The following is a 17345-nucleotide window of genomic DNA, read 5'->3' as shown; positions in this document are numbered from 1 at the left end:
AAACTACCTCTGCACGGACACCGGGTCGGAAGCTCCTTCTGCTTCCGGCCAGTAGTCCAGTTTATCACCCGTATCAATGTCCTCTTCCGGATTGACGACTGCCTGAATGACAAACGGTGTCCCACTCGGTGTCCCGGCTTCACCGAAGTGACAGATGATGGACCAGCTTCCATCACTTTTTACCGTTGCACGTCCCTGCACCCAGTATTCACCGACTTCCTCAGCAAGGACAATAACCCAGACCTCTACTTCTGGATCAGAGACAGTGCCCTTTACACGATATTTTGTCGAAACAGTACCATCTGCCTCCGGGTCAAGGATGCTGATTTCAAGGGACTCCATGTCGCTGCCCTTCTCGACATCCTGTGCACAGGAAACGGAAAACATGGAAATGCTGAGAAGAATGAGAAGCAGGTGTTTCATATTGTACTCCTTGGTTTGTTAGAAAGGACTCATTGTCGGTCAATGTTCCTGCATTTCACGACAACGGTATTGCGAATGCCCTTTTCAGGCAGATTTTCAACCTGGGTACCATAGGCAATTGTGTCTGACAGACCGGTAATCACAACGATCTCAAACTCCGTCCCGTGCTCGGTTTTGTTGCCGCCTATATGTACAGCGGTTTCCCAGGTGCTGTCCTGCCGGGAGATTGCTGCCTTCTGAGCATACCATGTGCGGCCACCATCTTTTTTCTCAGAAACAAATACCTCAACACGACTGCCTGGCATGGCCTTCCCCCGGACAGTGTTAATTTCAGCACAGAATTGTCCTGCTGTCGGATGTTCTATGTGCAGAACCGGGGTCCGCTTCCCAGCAATGTTTCCCGGCTTTTCCGCTTGGGTATTATCCTGTCCTGACCTTTGTTCACCCGGTTGCACTTGCACATTTGTATCTGTCACAACTTTATCCAATGGTTGTGCAGGGATGTTGTCTACTCCGGATGCATTGTTGAAAAAGCTGAAGTATGTAAGCGAGGTCATTGCTACAAGCAGCAGGACAACCAGAGTCAGTTTTTGCAGGAATGACAATGTCCTTTCTGGAGGTGGTGGCTCAAGTATATCCAGAAGCTCCCTTGCGGATACGGGTTGCTCACGTACATCAACTGCAAGTGTTCGGTCAAGGACCTGCCGGATATCAGTCGGGAGCCCTGGCATTTGCTTGAGTTTTTGAAATATGGAAAGACGTTTCGTAGATACTTCAGCTGGGTTGACAACTCTGCTGAATTTCGTATGTGTAAGCAATACAGCTGCCGTAAGCCCCAGGGAGTAGAGGTCCCAGGATTCCGGGGTTCTGTACTCTGTGGGAGCATATATGCTGTTGCGGCCAGGAATGGTATCGGGTGGATCCAGATAGTATTCTTTTGTTTTCGACTCACCAAAATCAATCAGAAAATATTCCTGACTGACCGGATCACAGAGGATATTCTCAGGCTTGATGTCCTGATGAATAATCTCATATCTGTGAAGAATTTCAAGTGTGCGAAGTATCTGTACAAGAAGATGCCTTATACTTCCGTACAATTCTGCTGAGTTTGCTCCATGACTTGAAGGCTTGAATACAAGACCGGCATGCTGCAGAGGAATTCTCTCCATCACCATCCAGTATCCGTCTTTCTCCACATCGCCGTCGAAGATATTCGGTATGGCAGCGCCCTCACTGTGTGCCGTTCTCAGGGCTGAGAGCAGTTTCTGGCATTGTTCGATTGTTTCCCCCTTCCGTAGTTGGTGTGTTTTTTTTATCCCTTCCACACCAAGATCATTCCGCACGATGTGTACGTTGCCACCGCCCTCTGTTTTCCGGTGCCAGGTCATGTATCCTCCCTGTCACTAGGTGTCCAGCCTAACCAATGAACATAGGTTGTAAACTCAATATGAAGTTTCTTGGCTATTTGACGAGGTTTGAGACCTTTGTTCCCTTCTATGCTTTCAACTGCGACAACATATTCATGCTTGAGCTGATCAAATTCCATAAAAGAGAAGGTCTGGAAATAGGGGGCCTGACCTGAAACTTCTCCCCCGTAGAGGTCCATCACTTCTTCCCATGCAGTCCTGACCACCTGCACATTCCACTTCCCTTGTTTGCCCTCGGTTGTATAATAAATGTGGAGATGATCCAGGATTTTCCTGATGAGCCAGTTGTTTGCTTCTGTATAGTCTTGTTTGATAAGGTAGTTGAAGGCATCTTTTGACATATTCAATTCGTTATCCTTAAGATACTCGCGGATAATTTTCGCAATGTCATAGCGACGTTCATTCAACGGTGGAATCCTGACTGCGAAGAAGCGATGGAGTAGGTCTTCACGGAACTTTCCTTCCCGGATGAGTGTGGGGAGATGGCGGTTTGTTGCTGCAACTATCTTGCACTTAATGTCTTGTACAGTTTCCTCCCCGACTCGAGAGTATTTTTTTGAACCCAGCATGGTAAGCAGTGCAACCTGTTGGTCAGTGCTGAGATCGCCGAACTCATCAATGAAGAGAACACCATCCCCCACTTCATGGAAGACACCCTTGTAGTTTTCATGTGCTCCTGTGAAGCTTCCTTTCTTCCATCCCGTAAGTTTTGATATGCGCAGGTCCGAGGAAAATTCCATGAGATTGATTTCTTTCCACTTTTTGTCACCATAGAACTTTTCATGAAACTTCTTTGCCATGTAGCCTTTCCCTGATCCCGATTCACCGAGCAGCAGTATGGATTTCTCCTTTCCCACTGTGTGTTTTGCCAGGGGCTTCATGCGAGTCTCAATTATGGTATCGAAGCTCTTACTCAGCTGAGCTTCCGTTCCAATACCATTTGCAGCGTTTGCTGTGCGTGTGGTTGAAACATTCAGCGTTGAGAACAGTTCATTCTGGAACAGAACCATATCGAGCGCATTCACAGCTACAGTTGAGAGCATAAGAGTGGTATCTTCTGCAATCTCTGGGGTATCCCAGGTGAACATCATGTAGCCGTTCCGTTTATTATCGCGGTACAACGGAGCAACGAGCACTTTATCATAATCCAGTTCACCTTTGTATTCGTTGTGAAGCTCTGTTGATGTATCAATCATCAGGGTCCTGTTGACCTTGACCAGGGCCTTCTGGATGAGTTCGGAAGCATGGATTCGTTTTCCTGCTGTGTCTGCTTCAACATTCCAATTTTCATCTGACTCACCCGGCCTTGAGTACGAGACATATCTTCCTGTTGCACCCAGTGCCTTTTGCAACTGTGAACTGAACCGTTTGACAATGGTGAAGGGGTCCAGCGTATTGCGTCCGTGCCTGTCTGCGGGAAATGTGCGAAGGATGCTGAGCAAGGTTCCGAGCATCTGATGTGCATTTTCCACATCTGCCTGAAGTGTACTGCTCTCATCAAGCAGGAATATTTTCTCTTTTTCATCCAGTGTCAGCACATCACCGACTTCAAGAGAGGTACAAGAGCCTTCCCACGGGTATTCATTGTGTTCATGGGTAATGACCACGTGTGAAAAGTCTCCCGTAAGCTTGAGAGATAGACCGTCCTCTGCTTTGGTTAACCAGCCCCTGCCGGTGCAGCTTAGAGAAAGGAAGGCTTGCTCGTTTTTGGGGGATTGACCCGACCCGCAGAGCTCAAGCGTCTCGTTATCCTGTGTAAAATCGGAGAGGTAGAGGATGTGTGAAGTGATCATGGCCGCCTCGCAGGGTGATGGAATGCAGGCTTGACCCCAGTATCATGAACAGCAGGATGAATCCGCTGTGATGGGGAGAAGAAACCTCGGGATATCGTGATTCAGGAGAAAACTAGCCGTTTACCGTGAAAGTCGCAAGGTGGGGATTGCGCACACAGGAAGGTGATACCGACATGCAAAGCAATCTGACAATGTGAGAATATGGGAAAAATTCTGCTCCATGGGAGATTCTCCCAAGTTGCCGTACAAATGTTGTGTGAGTAAGTGCATGAATTACAAGGGGTAAGCTCTTTGGCCCGGATCTTGCCGCAATAATGGTACCCATAATTACTCACAGGAGGTTATGATGATCAGATTTTTCCATTTTTTCAGTTTTACGGGCTTTCTGCTTGCTGTTCTGCTGTTTCAGCCAGCTATACCAGTGCTTCATGCGCAGGTGAGCTTTCCCGGTGTCGTATTTGAATATGATGCGGTGGAGGTGTTGTCCGACACCACCGGGGTGTACCCGGGCTTTCTCAGTCAATGGTATCACTATCGTACCGGGGGAGTAGCATTCGATGCAGTGGCTCAGCCGGCAGATGGAGTAAAACCGGCTGATGTGAAGCTGCGCTATGATGCTGGCTCACGGGATCAGAGAATCACGGTTTCCCTCGACGGGAATGAGGTTGCCATACCTATCCCGTTGTGGATAGCCATTCCCGCAGCCCGCTTTGTCGATTCGGAAGTGAAAACCTGCATGACGCTGTTCCACAGGTTGGCGGATGATGACGGGACACGTACACGTAACGTGTATCGGCAGGGTGGAAAGGTCATCGGACTGCATGAGAGCGTCCGGGACAGGTGCATTGGCTGGAGACTCTGGCAGGTGGATAAGCTGCTGATGGGATCGAATTCACGGTATCTTCCCAGATACAGGGGTGATTACCTTCTCTGCGCTGGAGAGCATGAACCGGATCTGGCTTCAGGTTTTCGAGGTTGGCTCGCTCTCGAATTGTTCAACGAACAATTCTGGGGAGATAATGCTTTCAGAAGCTACATCATCTCTGATTATGAGCAGACGATCACCTTTTCAGCTGGAGATGGTCAACTCAATCTGACGGGCTTGCCCTACTGGCGTTTCTGGAAGGCGCTGAGGGATTATGATTCGTATGATGAACGTCACATAGAGGACTCCATCCGACGAGTACTCAGAGATGAGAGGCTGACACAGAATGAAGGCAGGCAAACACAGCTCACTCCATTTCATCGCAATCGTGCTGTCCGTCTCACTCGCCATCTTCACGTGATAGCCGGTGAGCATGATGACAGAGTCCCGTCTCCGCTTTCGCTGGCCATCAGCCTTGATCAGTATGAACTGGAAAAACTACTGATAGATGCGGAAACAAGGGCGCACGGAGATTCTGTCGTTCATCTTGATGAGTACAGTCAGGCACTGGCGGCACGTCCCGAGCTGATCCGCAATATCTGTCCCCAGGTCTACGATGCCACAACCAGTTTCATGCGCATTGCAGCATTCTACCGCTGGGTGAAAAAGCATCATCCAGCTTCCTGGCAGTCTTTTCTGAGACAAATCAGGTATGCCGACTCCGGCCACATCATTCGTACTCCGACAGTGATGCTTCCGGTAGACTAGGTGATGTGGTGGTCCGGGAGGCTTCCAGGTTTCACCCTGGAGGCTTCCCGGTCCACTGCATGTAATGTTATCGATGGACCAATTTTTTTCTCGGTGAATTTTTTCACATTATGCCGACTCAGCGACAAAAGATTTCCCGATCATGTTGTACGGTGTTTTCGCCGACGGCGGGTTGTCCATTTTCATCAACTGTTCCAATGTGCAGGAGAATGATTATGTCACGGACACGGGCTGGAGATTTGCATGCCACAACACCTGTACTCTCCGAAATTTCTGCAAATAATTTGCTGGGGCAACGTGCCACTCCAGGATACCCCCTGAGCATGCAGAACAGGAAGGGAAAAACGGCATTGCATCGATATGCGCTGCTGATCATACTCAATGTATTGCTGCTCCTCCTTTTCTCCACGGTGGCTGTGGAGGCGGCTCAACGTATGGGATTGCTCAAAGGGAGCTATCGTCTCTCTCCACGCATGAAAAAAGATGCGGACGCATTCTGCATGGACCACACACGAGATGCCCCGAATGTCAAAACACGGTACCACTATCTCCTTACCGACAGATCTAAGGCATTCGTGCGCATTGAAGGAGATGAAGATGATCGGGTGATGCCACTGCAGACAGCGATGGATCAGGGAATTCTCAGAATACGGGGCCGGTCAATTTCCCTGAAGCGCTTCATCAAGAGGGTGTCTGAGGCGCTCGAAAACGATGGTGTCAAATCCGAATTTATCAGCGAGGCCAGGGAAATGGTCAAGGACTATTACACTGCCTCACGTGTTAAGCGGCAAAGGATGGAACTGCAATATGCAGATCAGCTGGAAGCATTCGGAGATCATAAACACCTGGTGATAGAGAACCTCACGGATGATACAATAGAACTCGTTCTGCTTTCATCCGCTGTGTTTGGCGAAGAAGATGAAGGACTCGGACTCATCAAAGCAGTGGACCTGGAGGATACACAAAGCCAGGATGATGTATGGGAGAAGGTCAATCGCAGGCATCTTGAACAGTTCAGGGATGCCGGTTATGCAGGTGCAGTACCCTGGATTGCCTCAAGAATCGAGGAAATGAAAGCACTTGTCAGTGAATTTCAGAAAGAGATGGCAATTGAGGTATCGGGAAAGTTGGATCGTCAAACGGAGAACGCACTCTACCATGCGGCAGAGGAACAGCGCATCGTCAGCAGGTTCAATCAGGATTCACCTCACTATACATATATCGTACTTGAAGAAGTGCCTGAGGGAAGGTTTGGTGAGTTCATTGCCTATCTGGGAAAGGAAGAAGGAATCTATCGTGGTCCTTCGATGATTGATCTCATGCACACCGTTAAAAACCTATTCCCGATGGATTCTGCCGGTGGAACGCTGTATCTGGACCTGAGCCGGTTTACACCCGAGCGTGCACGCGAGATGGAAGAGAAAGCCAGGGAAGCCCAGAAAATTGTGTGTGCAGATGTGCCAACAGTGCCCTATCTGCGCTCACAGTTTCCGTCTGCGATGCAGGCCGCTGTATTTGAGGGTGGTGTTGATATCACGATTGGTCCACTGGAACAGCTCGAGACGGATCCAGTGAAGAAACAGTTTCGTGCCCCTCTCACACTCAGCACAAAAGATGAGATCGTGTATGGAGCTCTCTGCTCAGAGAATGAAGAAGTCCTGGAAACATATGTGGAGAGACTGTTGTCCTGTTGCCGGGAGACACAGCTTCAGCACGCACCGGCGGAGTACATCAACCATGTCAGACAGGAAGTCAAAAAGGAGAAGGGTGACGGAGAAGGAGTGATCACAGTGGAGGTCGAACTTCCGGGTTCCTGTACCGATCACTGCAACAAAGTCAGACTGTGAATTTGGAGGATACATGAATTGCCTGATTCGACAAACATTGACAACGACACTGCTTATCGTTCTGTGTGTGAATGTCCAGCAGCTCTCAGCACAGCGAGGATGGGTGCCCACGTATGGACCGGACTTGAATCCTCCGGCAGGTGAGTATCGTGAGATCACCTGCCTGGCCGTGAATTCCAAGGGACACGTTTATGCAGGAACTGCATATGATGGCGTGTATCGGTCTACCGACCATGGCTACACCTGGGATATAACGGATTCCAGCCTGATCGGAACAAATGTCACCTGTATCGGCATCAATGACAGGGACTGGGTCTTCATCGGAGGGCTTGGTCAGGCACACCGATCGACAGATGATGGACAGAGCTGGACAAGGGTCTGGGAGGATTCAAGCATGGTCTGGGGGTTCGCCTTCGATGCGGATACGACCTACATGGCAGCTTGGACGAGCCTGTACAGATTCGACGGTCTTGCTGATACTGCTGAATACACGGGGCATACCTTGGGAAATATCCGTGCCATTGCGATTTCGATGGACAAGTTGCTCTATGCTGCCTACGAATTGAATGACTCCGTTTATGTCGACACCATACACCTGGAGAATGGAGCCCTGAGGAACAGTTTTGGCAAGGTGGCTCAGACAGGGATGCCGATTCTGGCCGTCCATGAACCTGATTTCATCTACCTCGGCGGCTCCTCCGGCATTTTCCGCTCACAGCAGGACAATGCGGATTGGACAGCAGTCAATGAGGGACTCCTCAACATGGATGTGCGTGCCCTGTGTGTTGACCATGACACGGTGTATGCAGGGACGAATGGAGGAGGGGTGTTCATGTCCCTCAATCATGCTGACAGCTGGACAGAGATCAACGACGGCCTCTGCGACCCCGATATCACTGCACTTTGCTCAGATGGAAACGGCTACCTCTATGCAGGCACGAGAACGAAAGGAGTGTATCGCTCAAGTTCGATTCCGCCGGATTCAGCCTGTGAGGAAACTACATGGAGGGATGATTTCAATGGCCCTGAAATTGACAGCAACATCTGGACTTTCGACATTGGAACGGGTGTCAATGGATGGGGAAACAACGAGCAGCAGTACTATACGGACAGGAACACGAATGCACGTATTGAGGACACTGTACTTGTCATTGAAGCACACCATGAAGATTACAATGGCCGTGCGTTCACCTCTGCACGCCTGAAGACACAGGGACTCAAGTGCATGAAATATGGCTGTGTTTCAGTTCGTGCCAGGGTCCCTCAGGTGCAGGGGGCCTGGTCCGCTGCATGGATGCTTGGAACATCGTTTCCTTTCGTTGCCTGGCCGGCCTGTGGTGAGATTGACATCATGGAACACATAAATACTTCAGACAACGTACACGGTGCGATGCACTGGTGGGATACCTGCCAGGCTGACTACGGCGGAACGACAGGGTTTGATCCGGGTGAATGGCATGTATACACCGTGTTCTGGGATCAGGAATCAATCATCTGGATCCTTGATGGTGTCCAATATCACATAGCCAATATCAAGGATGGAATAAACGGTACCGCAGAGTTCCACAGGCCGTTTTTCGTCATCCTGAACCTTGCAATCGGCGGAAATTGGCCGGGATTTGACATAGACACATCACAGTTTCCTGTCCGCTATGAGATCGACTACGTGAGTGTAGACACCTGCAGCTCGCCGCCGATCACAAGTGATATCATCACACCAGTTCCTCAACGGAGCATGCTGCAGAGCCTCTACCCAAATCCAGCCGCAGGTAAGACAAATGTCTCATTTCAGGTCGCAAAACGAGGCAATGTTCGTTTTACCATCTACGACATGCTGGGTCGTGCCGTACAGCAGGTCAGGGAGCGGACATACGAGCCTGGCCATCACGTGCAGGACTTCGACGTATCGACGCTCCAAAACGGGACCTATATCTGCCGCATGGACATCGGAGAAGTCACACAGTCGAGGTTGATGACCGTGCTGAAGTGATCTGAATGGAGAAAGGCAGCCACCCGCCTTCGCCCAAGGGCTACGGCGTGGCAAGCAGGATTCACAGACGGGAATACAGAACCGATTTGTGGGATCTGTGGAATAATCTGTGCAATTCGTGGTTGCCTTTCCGATTTCCCGTATATTACTTCCATTGCGATTCTAATTTGAGGCTGAAGAGTGGACCGACCAACGATTTCTGTCATCTCTCCCGTCTACGGCTGCGAGGTGTGCTTACGAGAATTGGTTGCGCGCATCTTTGCAACCACAGAGAGTATAGGGGTGACAGCAGAGGTGCTCCTCGTAAATGATGATAGCCCCGATAGGGCGTGGGAGGTGATTCAGGATCTCGCTAATCGTGACTCTCGAATTCGAGGGTTTCGCTTATCGCGAAATTTTGGTCAGCACGCTGCCATCTTCGCAGGTATGCATCTATTTCGGGGTGAGTGGGTCGTAATCATGGACTGCGATCTGCAGGACCGTCCAGAAGAAATTGCCCCACTTTATCGTAAGGCGCTCGAGGGTTGGGAAATCGTCCAAGGACGACGGGAATTCAGACGTGATGGACTACTGAAACGCTTGTCCTCGAAGGCATTTTATGCTGTACTCGGTTACCTGACTCAGACCCGGCAGGAGCCCGCCATAGGGAATTTTGGTATCTATAACTCGCGAACCATTAATGCTATCACAGAAATGGGAGACGGGATGCGCTACTTCCCCTCTACCATTCAGTGGGTTGGCTTCAAAAGGACAAGTGTTCCCGTCCGACATGACGAGCGAAAGGAAGGAAAGACTTCTTATTCGCTTCGGCGATTGGTGGGGCTAGCCTTAAACGTAATGCTCGGTTTTTCGGATAAACCTCTGAAATTGGCGGTACGCTACGGCCTCATTCTTTCTGCCATGGCTATGGTTTTTGCTGTTGTGATCTTGTATCGATACTTCGTTGGCGGGATCACTGTGAGCGGTTGGGCGAGCATGATTATCTCGATTTGGTTCCTAACCGGTAATGTCATCCTGGTTCTCGGCATCGTCGGACTTTACATTGGACAGATATTTGAAAGGGTGAAGATGCGTCCGCCATACATTGTCGCGGAGGATACTGATGCGGCATAAACTGATGCGACTTCAATGGGACAGTGATTTTCTCGGTTTCAACACCTACCGGATCGATTTTGATGGAAGCGAACAGTTACCTGTCAACGATTTTATCTCAGCACTCCGAAAAGCGAACGCGGTATTGACCTACATTTTCATACCTCATGGGAAAGAAAGTCTGGTCAAAGATTGGGAGAATGCTGGTGCAAGATTGGTGGATACAAAGGTCGTTTTTCAATCCAACGTTGATGATAGATCCAATATTTCGGGTGGACCAATCCATAGTTTTTCTGTGAATGATGAACTTCCCCATCGCCTGCGGGATATCGCCCTCGTTAGTGGACAGCATTCCCGCTTCCTCACGGATCCTCAGATGCCGGAGGGGACCTATGAACGACTTTACAACCTTTGGCTTAAACGTTCACTTTCACGCGAGATAGCGGACGAAGTTCTTGTTTCCGAAGAGGATAGAAGCATCACCGGGTTCGTGACAATTGCGCTTCAGGCCGATATTGCAGTGATCGGTCTCATTGCCGTCGACCCAGCCACTCAGGGTAGAGGCATAGGTGCTCAGCTCATCGGGGGTGTTTTTGAATATGCCGCCAATAATAAATGCACAGCGTTGCAGGTCGCCACTCAACTGGATAATATCGGTGCGTGCCGTTTTTATGAACGCCTAGGATTCACCGAGCTACGCAGACGGTACGTCCTACATTTCTGGAGCAATGCATAAAAATGATCCCGTTTAATAAACCAGCGTTAATCGGAACCGAGCTTGAACTCATTGCTGATGCTGTGAAGCGTGGAAAGATATCGGGTAACGGATATTATACTGGACTTTGTCAGAGGTTCTTTGAGGAGCGCTACGATTTTGGCAAATGCCTGCTCACAACGAGCTGCACAGATGCTCTGGAAATGGCGGCCATACTGTTGGATATTGGTCCTGGCGACGAGGTCATTCTTCCAGCCTACACATTCGTTTCTTCGGCAAATGCCTTTGTGCTGCGTGGCGCTGCATTGAAATTTGCCGACAGCTGTACCGATCATCCGAACGTGGATGTTGAAAGCATCGCCCAATTGATCAGTCCAAGGACGAAAGCCATAGTCGTGGTGCACTATGCAGGAATGGCCTGTGACATGGATGCAGTCTGTGCACTGGCCACCAGTCAGGGTGTCGCTGTGGTTGAGGATGCTGCACAGGCCATCGACGCTTGCTATGGCGACCAGCCGCTCGGTGGCATAGGTGATCTGGGCACCTTCTCCTTCCATGAAACGAAGAATATCAACTGTGGTGAAGGTGGCATGTTGGTGGTGAATAATCCTGATTTACGTAAACGTGCTGAGATTATTTGGGAAAAAGGAACGAACCGTGCGGCCTTCTGGCGGGGTGAGGTTGATAAATATGGCTGGGTAGACATTGGGTCGAGCTTTCTGCCTTCGGAACTGAACGCTGCCTTTCTGTATGCACAGCTTCTGCATCTCAATACTGTGATCGATAGGCGCGTACAGATTTGGGAGTACTATTCGAGAACCCTGAGTGTGTTGGAACAAGACGAACTGGTCACCCTACCGCGCGTTCCCGAGAAGTCGACGAACAATGGACATATTTTCTACGTGCTGACCAGAAACGAAAACGAGCGGGATGCGCTTCTCCAGCACCTTAATAAGGCAGGTGTCCATGCAGTATTCCATTACCAAGTTTTGCACTTGTCGCGGTACTTTCGAGGTAACCATGATGGGCGTGTGTTACTAAATGCGGAGCGATACGAACAAACACTTGTGCGTTTGCCGCTGTACTATCCTCTCTCAGATATCGAGGTTGAGACAATTGTGGCTAGTGTCAAATCGTTCTATGCGTGATTCTAACATGGTATTATCTGAAGTGTGGGGTAGATTATCAAAATGGCAGTTCGCTCCACGTTGGGTTGTGGTTCTGATTCTGTTTGCAATGCTGATGTTGATGTACGGGGGCTGGTATCCTAATCCGAACGAAGAGGTATACCTCACTCTTGCTATGGAGAAGGTCGGGAGTTTTGAAGCGGGAGAGATTCTATCCGAGGGTATGCATTACGGAGAAAGTTTTGTATTCAACTACTTAGTTGGATACCTCCTCAAGCTTGTTGGAATTGGGCTGGGACGGTTGATGCTTTTGATGATTATTGGAGTACTGCTTGTATACAATCTCGTTTTTATAGTCAACCATATTGAACGCAGCCACATTAACGCTGCAAAGCTCGATCTCTTGATCTCCGTGATGCTTTTTATACTACTCGGTCAGTCCATTGTGGGAGGAGAATGGATCTTTCTAGATGTTGAGCCAAAATCCATAGCCTATGTTTGCGTGTTTACTTCGCTCCGGTATTTGCTCAATCGACGGTACTATTATGCGGCTGTTTTCGGTAGTGCGGCCACCTTATTCCACGTTCTTGTCGGTGGCTGGTGGATGCTAGCTCTTGGATTGTTTATTATCATCAATAGGGATATAGGGAGTTGGCGTAGGTGCATTGGTATAATTCTGAGCGGTACCGTGATACCTTTTTTTGTGGTTGGAATTATGTTGTTATACCATCCAGAGTTGCTTACCGGCGGCAATGATGGCATAGCAAATGAAATATATGTGCGAATTAGAAATCCTCACCACCTTACACTTTTTTGGCCAGCAGGGCGTTTCATACAAAACCGTTTCGAGTCATTTGTTTTCTATGTTTTGTCTGTAGTTGTTGGATTTGTACTTGGTCGCCATGCCCTTCGCAGCACAAATGGTGGGAGTCGGGAATATGGATACTTGATGCTGGTGTTGTCCTCACTTCTTGTGGTGACCTTGTTCATTTCAGCTGTTGACTTCAGGTTCACTTTTTCAAAATACTATCTGTTCCGTTTAGCCTCTGTGCATTTATTGCTGACAATACTAGGCGTTATGCACGTGACAAAGGTCCGTTTCGGCTCTGGCAGAATCCTCTCATGGGGATATCTGTTTGTTGCACTTGTGTTGGTTGGAACTAGTACAAGACAATTGGTTTTCCAGAGATCTCTTCACCTTGTTGACAACAAGTATCGAAATATGTTGGAGTATGTTCATCGAAATACGCCTAAACAAAGCCAGATTTTCGTTCTGAATGAGAGGGTGATAGATATGCCACTTAGCTTTAGCCGGAAAGCGGGTAGAAGGCGATACATACTGAACAAAATGATCCCAGCGACACCTAGCAATGTTCACTGGTGGTACAGACGAATCCAGCTTAAGACACGAATTATGAATGGACAGACCGCTTTACTCGACTCCCTTGAAGATGTTGATTACTTTTTAACAGACAAGGTTCTTCCGGATAGGCCACTTGTGCATTCGTCAAATGACCTGTATTTATACAGTAAGAGATGAGTAGAAGCGCAATGGCTCGTGTGAATCTCGATTTACGTTAGCTTTCCTTCGCATTGTCAGATTTACCATGCTTAGCCTCGCGCGAAACTGTGCGGAATGATCTGGGCATGGGCAAGATGACGATCGCGGCATAGCGGAAGTTTATGGTTGCATTCCGGCTTGGAATACACCCCCGCCCCTGATATATTTACATCAATGTGAACCATACGTTTAACGCAGCTAAGGACGATCGATGAATATTTTTGTGTGCGTCAGCCATGTGCCTGACACGACCACGAAAGTGCAGGTAGGGGGTGACGGGAAGACGATTGATCCGTCAGGTGTTACGTACATTCTGAACCCTTATGACGAATACGCCGTCGAGGCCGGACTGCAGCTGAAAGAGGCGCGCGGTGAAGGGGAAGTGACGATTGTGTGCGTGGGACCGGATGCGGTCAAGGAAACGATCCGCAAGGGACTGGCGATGGGCGCCGACAAGGGCCTCCATATCGTCTCCGAGCCCCGCGACGGTTTCGGCACCGCCCGTGCGATCGCGGATGCGCTGAAGGACAAAGCGCCGGATGTGGTGTTCTGCGGACGGCAGTCCATCGACTACGACGGCTGGCAGATGAGCGGTCTGCTCGGTGAAATGCTGGAAATCCCTTCCGTCTCCGTCGCCGCAAAGCTGGAAATCGCCGATGATGGCAGTTTCGCCGCCGAACGCGACATCGAGGGTGGTTCAGAAACGATCACCAGCAAGCTCCCTGCCGTGATTTCGGCGCAGAAGGGACTCAACGACCCCCGCTATCCGAAGCTCCAGGGTATCATGCAGGCCAAGCGCAAGCCCATCGAAGACGTCGAACCCGCACCCTACGAAAATCGCGTCGAAGTCATCGAAATGAGCAAGCCGCCCATCAAGGAAGCCGGCAAAATCGTTGGCGAAGGCCCCGACGCAGTGAAAGAGCTTGTGCGTTTGCTGCATGAGGAAGCAAAAGTCATTTAATCTGGAGGAGCACAAAGACACGAAAACACGAAGCCACCAAGATGAATTTTTCAGGTAGCGCTTCTAAAACCCCTTCGTGTCTTAGTGTCTCCGTGTCTTAGTGTCCCACAAGATATTTAGTATAGAATCATGAGTATACTCGTAATTACGGAAACCCGCGACGGACAGGTCAAGAAGGCCGGGTACGAAGCGATTCGGGCGGCTGCGAAGGTCGCCGGTGAGATGGGGACGGAGGTGACGGCTGTGCTGTTCGGTGCCGATGATGCGGCAGCGAAGGGTATGGGCGGCTATGGTGCCGCGAAAACCGTGCACGTAACCGATGACCGTCTCGCGCTTTATGCAAATTCTGCATATGCCAAAACCATCAGGCAGATTGCCGAAAAAGAAGGCGCCGACGTCGTCATGATGCCGGCAACGGCGCTGGGCAAGGACCTTGCTCCGCGTCTTGCGGTGCAAATGGACGGCGCGATTGCACCCGATGTCACCGATCTCGTTGTCGAGAGCGGTGACATCCACGCCGTGCGTCCCGTGTATGCCGGCAAGGCCCTCATCAAGATCAAAATCAACAGCGTGAAGAAAATCTTCACCCTGCGTCCCAACGTTTTCTCCGCCGGAACGGCGAGTGGAGACGAAGCAGCTGTGGAAGCGTTCGCTCCCGAGCTGACCGATGATGATTTCGCCACGAAGAGCACCGGTACGTCCATCGCCAGCGGCAAGCTGGATGTGACGGAAGCCGTGAATATTGTGTCTGGTGGACGCGGACTGCAGGGTGCCGAGAACTGGAATCTCGTCGAGGACCTGGCCAGCGTGCTTGGTGCAGCCACAGGCGCATCCCGCGCCGTGGTTGATGCCGGTTGGCGTCCCCATGCCGAGCAGGTGGGACAGACGGGCAAGACCGTCTCCCCGAATCTCTACGTCGCCCTCGGCATCAGCGGCGCCATCCAGCACCTCGCCGGCATGTCCTCCAGCAAGTGCATCGTAGCCGTCAACAAAGACAAAGATGCCCCCATCTTCCAGGTCGCCGACTACGGCATCGTGGGGGACGTGTTCGACGTAGTTCCGGCGCTGACAGAGGAATTGAAAACCTTCCTCGCGTAGATCGTAGACCCCGGGGTCTTGCAGGGCGGATTCATGAACCCGCCCAGACAGACCCCCAGAAGGTTACGAGGCGGATTCACGAATCCGCCGTCAGAGACCTTCGATGATTACCGGGCGGATTCATGAATCCGCCCAGCAAGACCCAGAAGATGATTACAGATAGGTAAATGGCGAAATCCCGTGTCGACATACTAGGTCTCTCCACCTCCACCTCCTCCGGCGGGGCGTATGCTCTGATCCTTCGCGAGGTGGATGGAGCACGGCGGCTGCCGATCATCATCGGGGCATTCGAGGCGCAGGCCATTGCCCTGGAGATTGAAGGCATCAAGCCACCGCGACCCATGACGCACGATCTCTTCAAGAACGTGGTCGACACCCTGGGCTATACCATCACCGAAGTCACGATTACCGAACTGAAAGAAGGCACGTTCTATGCACGCCTGAGCATAGACACCGCGGTGGGAGATGAGGTAGATTCTCGTCCCTCCGACGCAATTGCCCTTGCCGTTCGCTACAACATCCCGATTTTTGTCAGTGAAGAAGTGCTCGCCGAAGCCGGATTCACCCCCGAGGGTGAGGACATCAGCGACAGCATGGACGCAGACTCCTACATGGAACCGCGGGAAAAGAAGCTCACTGAGCTGAAAGAAAAGCTGGACGAGGCGATATCGAAGGAGGATTACGAAGATGCCGCTCGCCTGCGGGATGAGATCCTCCGATTGGAATCAGGAGACTGAGTTTAGTCCCGGCTTCGTTCCGCGATGCGGAACTACGCCGAGGCAAGCGTCACATCAGGGTGGCCGCAACAACATAAATGCCTGGTTGACGTTGTTCGAAGCAGTTTTGAATTACAGATATCTGGACGCTTGATGGATAAAGGTTCTCCGCGGAACGGGAAGGGAAGTGGAGGAAGAAAGGAGCTGAATGTGTTGGTGGAAGGGGAATCCTTCTGCCAATGTCAGCTATACCTTCACCGGAGAGCCCACAGCTAGAAGAACACCCCACAGGCCCAACCCAGGCCCAAGTAGGTGTTCTTTTTCTACATAGAAGCGATTTTCAACCGCCTCTTCATCCTAAAAAATGGGACTGAATTGGCGGAGCTATACCATCCCCTTCGTGTCTTTGTGACTTTGTGTCATCGTGCCCCCAAGATCAAATGCCTGTCACTAAGCGGAAATGGCGTGTCCTCTACGTCCGCCCTCGCTGGGAAAAAAAAGTCGAAATGCAGCTCTCCGAAAAGGACATAGAGAATTTCCTCCCCCTCCGCGAAGAAATCCGCATCTGGTCAGACCGGAAGAAGAAAGTCATCGTCCCGCTCTTCCCTGGCTACATCTTCGTCCATGTCAACGAGCGCGAACGCATGGCCGCTTTTGACGTTGCGGGAGCGCTCAAATACGTGCATTTTTCGGGAGAGCTGGCGGAAGTTCGTCCGGAAATAATAGAAAGTGTTCGCCTCGCGGTCAGCAGTGCGGATGAGCTGACTGTGACTTCTGAACGGCTTGCCGCAGGTACAGCAGTGAGGGTCAAGCACGGACCCCTCATGGGAATGCGTGGAAGCATGGTCGAATACCGGGGCGAGAAGCGCGTTGCGGTGTCAATCGAATCGATACAGCAGACGCTGATCGCTGAGGTTGCACTTGGAGAAATTGAAACTCTGGCAGATAGATAGTGAGATCAG

General features: G+C 50.6%; 14 protein-coding genes. 11 read left to right on the top strand and 3 right to left on the bottom strand.

What is annotated here, in order from left to right:
• Window positions 1–3: 3 nt before the first annotated feature.
• The 3 genes from KQI65_00485 to KQI65_00475 are packed head-to-tail and all read right to left on the bottom strand — an operon-like array spanning window position 4 to window position 3643.
• Window positions 4–423 (bottom strand): hypothetical protein, encoded by a 420-nt coding sequence (locus KQI65_00485; protein ID MCB2203194.1) that lies wholly within the window; start codon window positions 421–423, stop codon window positions 4–6.
• 29 nt (window positions 424–452) lie between these two features.
• Window positions 453–1811, bottom strand: coding sequence for a hypothetical protein (locus KQI65_00480; protein ID MCB2203193.1), 1359 nt, complete (start codon window positions 1809–1811; stop codon window positions 453–455).
• Window positions 1808–3643 (bottom strand): sigma 54-interacting transcriptional regulator, encoded by a 1836-nt coding sequence (locus KQI65_00475; GenBank protein ID MCB2203192.1) that lies wholly within the window; start codon window positions 3641–3643, stop codon window positions 1808–1810. Before KQI65_00475 ends, KQI65_00480 begins: the two co-directional genes overlap by 4 nt.
• A gap of 346 nt (window positions 3644–3989) precedes the next feature.
• On the opposite strand from KQI65_00475, the gene KQI65_00470 reads away from it, so the two are divergent.
• From KQI65_00470 to KQI65_00420, 11 genes are all read left to right on the top strand, one after another.
• Complete coding sequence (locus KQI65_00470; GenBank protein ID MCB2203191.1) at window positions 3990–5276, top strand: hypothetical protein; 1287 nt, start codon at window positions 3990–3992, stop codon at window positions 5274–5276.
• Window positions 5277–5599: 323 nt separating this feature from the next.
• A complete protein-coding gene (locus KQI65_00465) occupies window positions 5600–7123 on the top strand; it encodes a hypothetical protein (protein MCB2203190.1) in 1524 nt (507 codons plus the stop codon).
• Window positions 7124–7136: 13 nt separating this feature from the next.
• Window positions 7137–9113, top strand: a complete 1977-nt coding sequence (locus KQI65_00460; GenBank protein ID MCB2203189.1) for a family 16 glycosylhydrolase — start codon at window positions 7137–7139, stop codon at window positions 9111–9113.
• 180 nt (window positions 9114–9293) lie between these two features.
• The gene (locus tag KQI65_00455; protein ID MCB2203188.1) at window positions 9294–10226 is read left to right on the top strand and encodes a glycosyltransferase family 2 protein; all 933 of its coding nucleotides are present in this window, start codon (window positions 9294–9296) and stop codon (window positions 10224–10226) included.
• Window positions 10216–10941, top strand: coding sequence for a GNAT family N-acetyltransferase (locus KQI65_00450; GenBank protein ID MCB2203187.1), 726 nt, complete (start codon window positions 10216–10218; stop codon window positions 10939–10941). Before KQI65_00455 ends, KQI65_00450 begins: the two co-directional genes overlap by 11 nt.
• 2 nt (window positions 10942–10943) lie before the next feature.
• A complete protein-coding gene (gene rffA / locus KQI65_00445; GenBank protein MCB2203186.1) occupies window positions 10944–12068 on the top strand; it encodes a dTDP-4-amino-4,6-dideoxygalactose transaminase in 1125 nt (374 codons plus the stop codon).
• A 7-nt stretch (window positions 12069–12075) separates the two neighbouring features.
• Entirely contained in the window at window positions 12076–13587 is a 1512-nt protein-coding gene (locus tag KQI65_00440) for a hypothetical protein (protein ID MCB2203185.1), read from the top strand.
• A gap of 232 nt (window positions 13588–13819) precedes the next feature.
• Window positions 13820–14569: an electron transfer flavoprotein subunit beta/FixA family protein gene (locus KQI65_00435; GenBank protein ID MCB2203184.1), complete on the top strand. Its 750-nt coding sequence runs from the start codon at window positions 13820–13822 to the stop codon at window positions 14567–14569.
• Window positions 14570–14698: 129 nt separating this feature from the next.
• Entirely contained in the window at window positions 14699–15667 is a 969-nt protein-coding gene (locus KQI65_00430; GenBank protein MCB2203183.1) for an electron transfer flavoprotein subunit alpha/FixB family protein, read from the top strand.
• A 167-nt stretch (window positions 15668–15834) separates the two neighbouring features.
• Window positions 15835–16404, top strand: coding sequence for a bifunctional nuclease family protein (locus KQI65_00425; protein MCB2203182.1), 570 nt, complete (start codon window positions 15835–15837; stop codon window positions 16402–16404).
• Between the two features lie 419 nt (window positions 16405–16823).
• On the top strand, window positions 16824–17336 hold the full coding sequence (locus tag KQI65_00420; GenBank protein ID MCB2203181.1) for a UpxY family transcription antiterminator: 513 nt from the start codon (window positions 16824–16826) through the stop codon (window positions 17334–17336).
• The last annotated feature ends 9 nt before the right edge of the window (window positions 17337–17345 follow it).

Source organism: bacterium (genome assembly GCA_020444325.1).
GTDB lineage: Bacteria > Bacteroidota > Ignavibacteria > SZUA-365 > SZUA-365 > BM516.
The sequence above is the reverse complement of the archived record's forward strand: the minus strand, read 5'-3'. Positions and strand labels throughout refer to the sequence as shown.

Coding starts and splice junctions, on each gene's coding strand:
- rffA (MCB2203186.1), top strand. CDS start 10,944: ATGATCCCGTTTAATAAACCAGCGTTAATCGGAACCGAGCTTGAACTC.
- KQI65_00440 (MCB2203185.1), top strand. CDS start 12,076: ATGGTATTATCTGAAGTGTGGGGTAGATTATCAAAATGGCAGTTCGCT.
- KQI65_00470 (MCB2203191.1), top strand. CDS start 3,990: ATGATCAGATTTTTCCATTTTTTCAGTTTTACGGGCTTTCTGCTTGCT.
- KQI65_00425 (MCB2203182.1), top strand. CDS start 15,835: ATGGCGAAATCCCGTGTCGACATACTAGGTCTCTCCACCTCCACCTCC.
- KQI65_00480 (MCB2203193.1), bottom strand. CDS start 1,811: ATGACCTGGCACCGGAAAACAGAGGGCGGTGGCAACGTACACATCGTG.
- KQI65_00460 (MCB2203189.1), top strand. CDS start 7,137: ATGAATTGCCTGATTCGACAAACATTGACAACGACACTGCTTATCGTT.
- KQI65_00430 (MCB2203183.1), top strand. CDS start 14,699: ATGAGTATACTCGTAATTACGGAAACCCGCGACGGACAGGTCAAGAAG.
- KQI65_00475 (MCB2203192.1), bottom strand. CDS start 3,643: ATGATCACTTCACACATCCTCTACCTCTCCGATTTTACACAGGATAAC.
- KQI65_00450 (MCB2203187.1), top strand. CDS start 10,216: ATGCGGCATAAACTGATGCGACTTCAATGGGACAGTGATTTTCTCGGT.
- KQI65_00485 (MCB2203194.1), bottom strand. CDS start 423: ATGAAACACCTGCTTCTCATTCTTCTCAGCATTTCCATGTTTTCCGTT.
- KQI65_00435 (MCB2203184.1), top strand. CDS start 13,820: ATGAATATTTTTGTGTGCGTCAGCCATGTGCCTGACACGACCACGAAA.
- KQI65_00420 (MCB2203181.1), top strand. CDS start 16,824: ATGCCTGTCACTAAGCGGAAATGGCGTGTCCTCTACGTCCGCCCTCGC.
- KQI65_00465 (MCB2203190.1), top strand. CDS start 5,600: ATGCAGAACAGGAAGGGAAAAACGGCATTGCATCGATATGCGCTGCTG.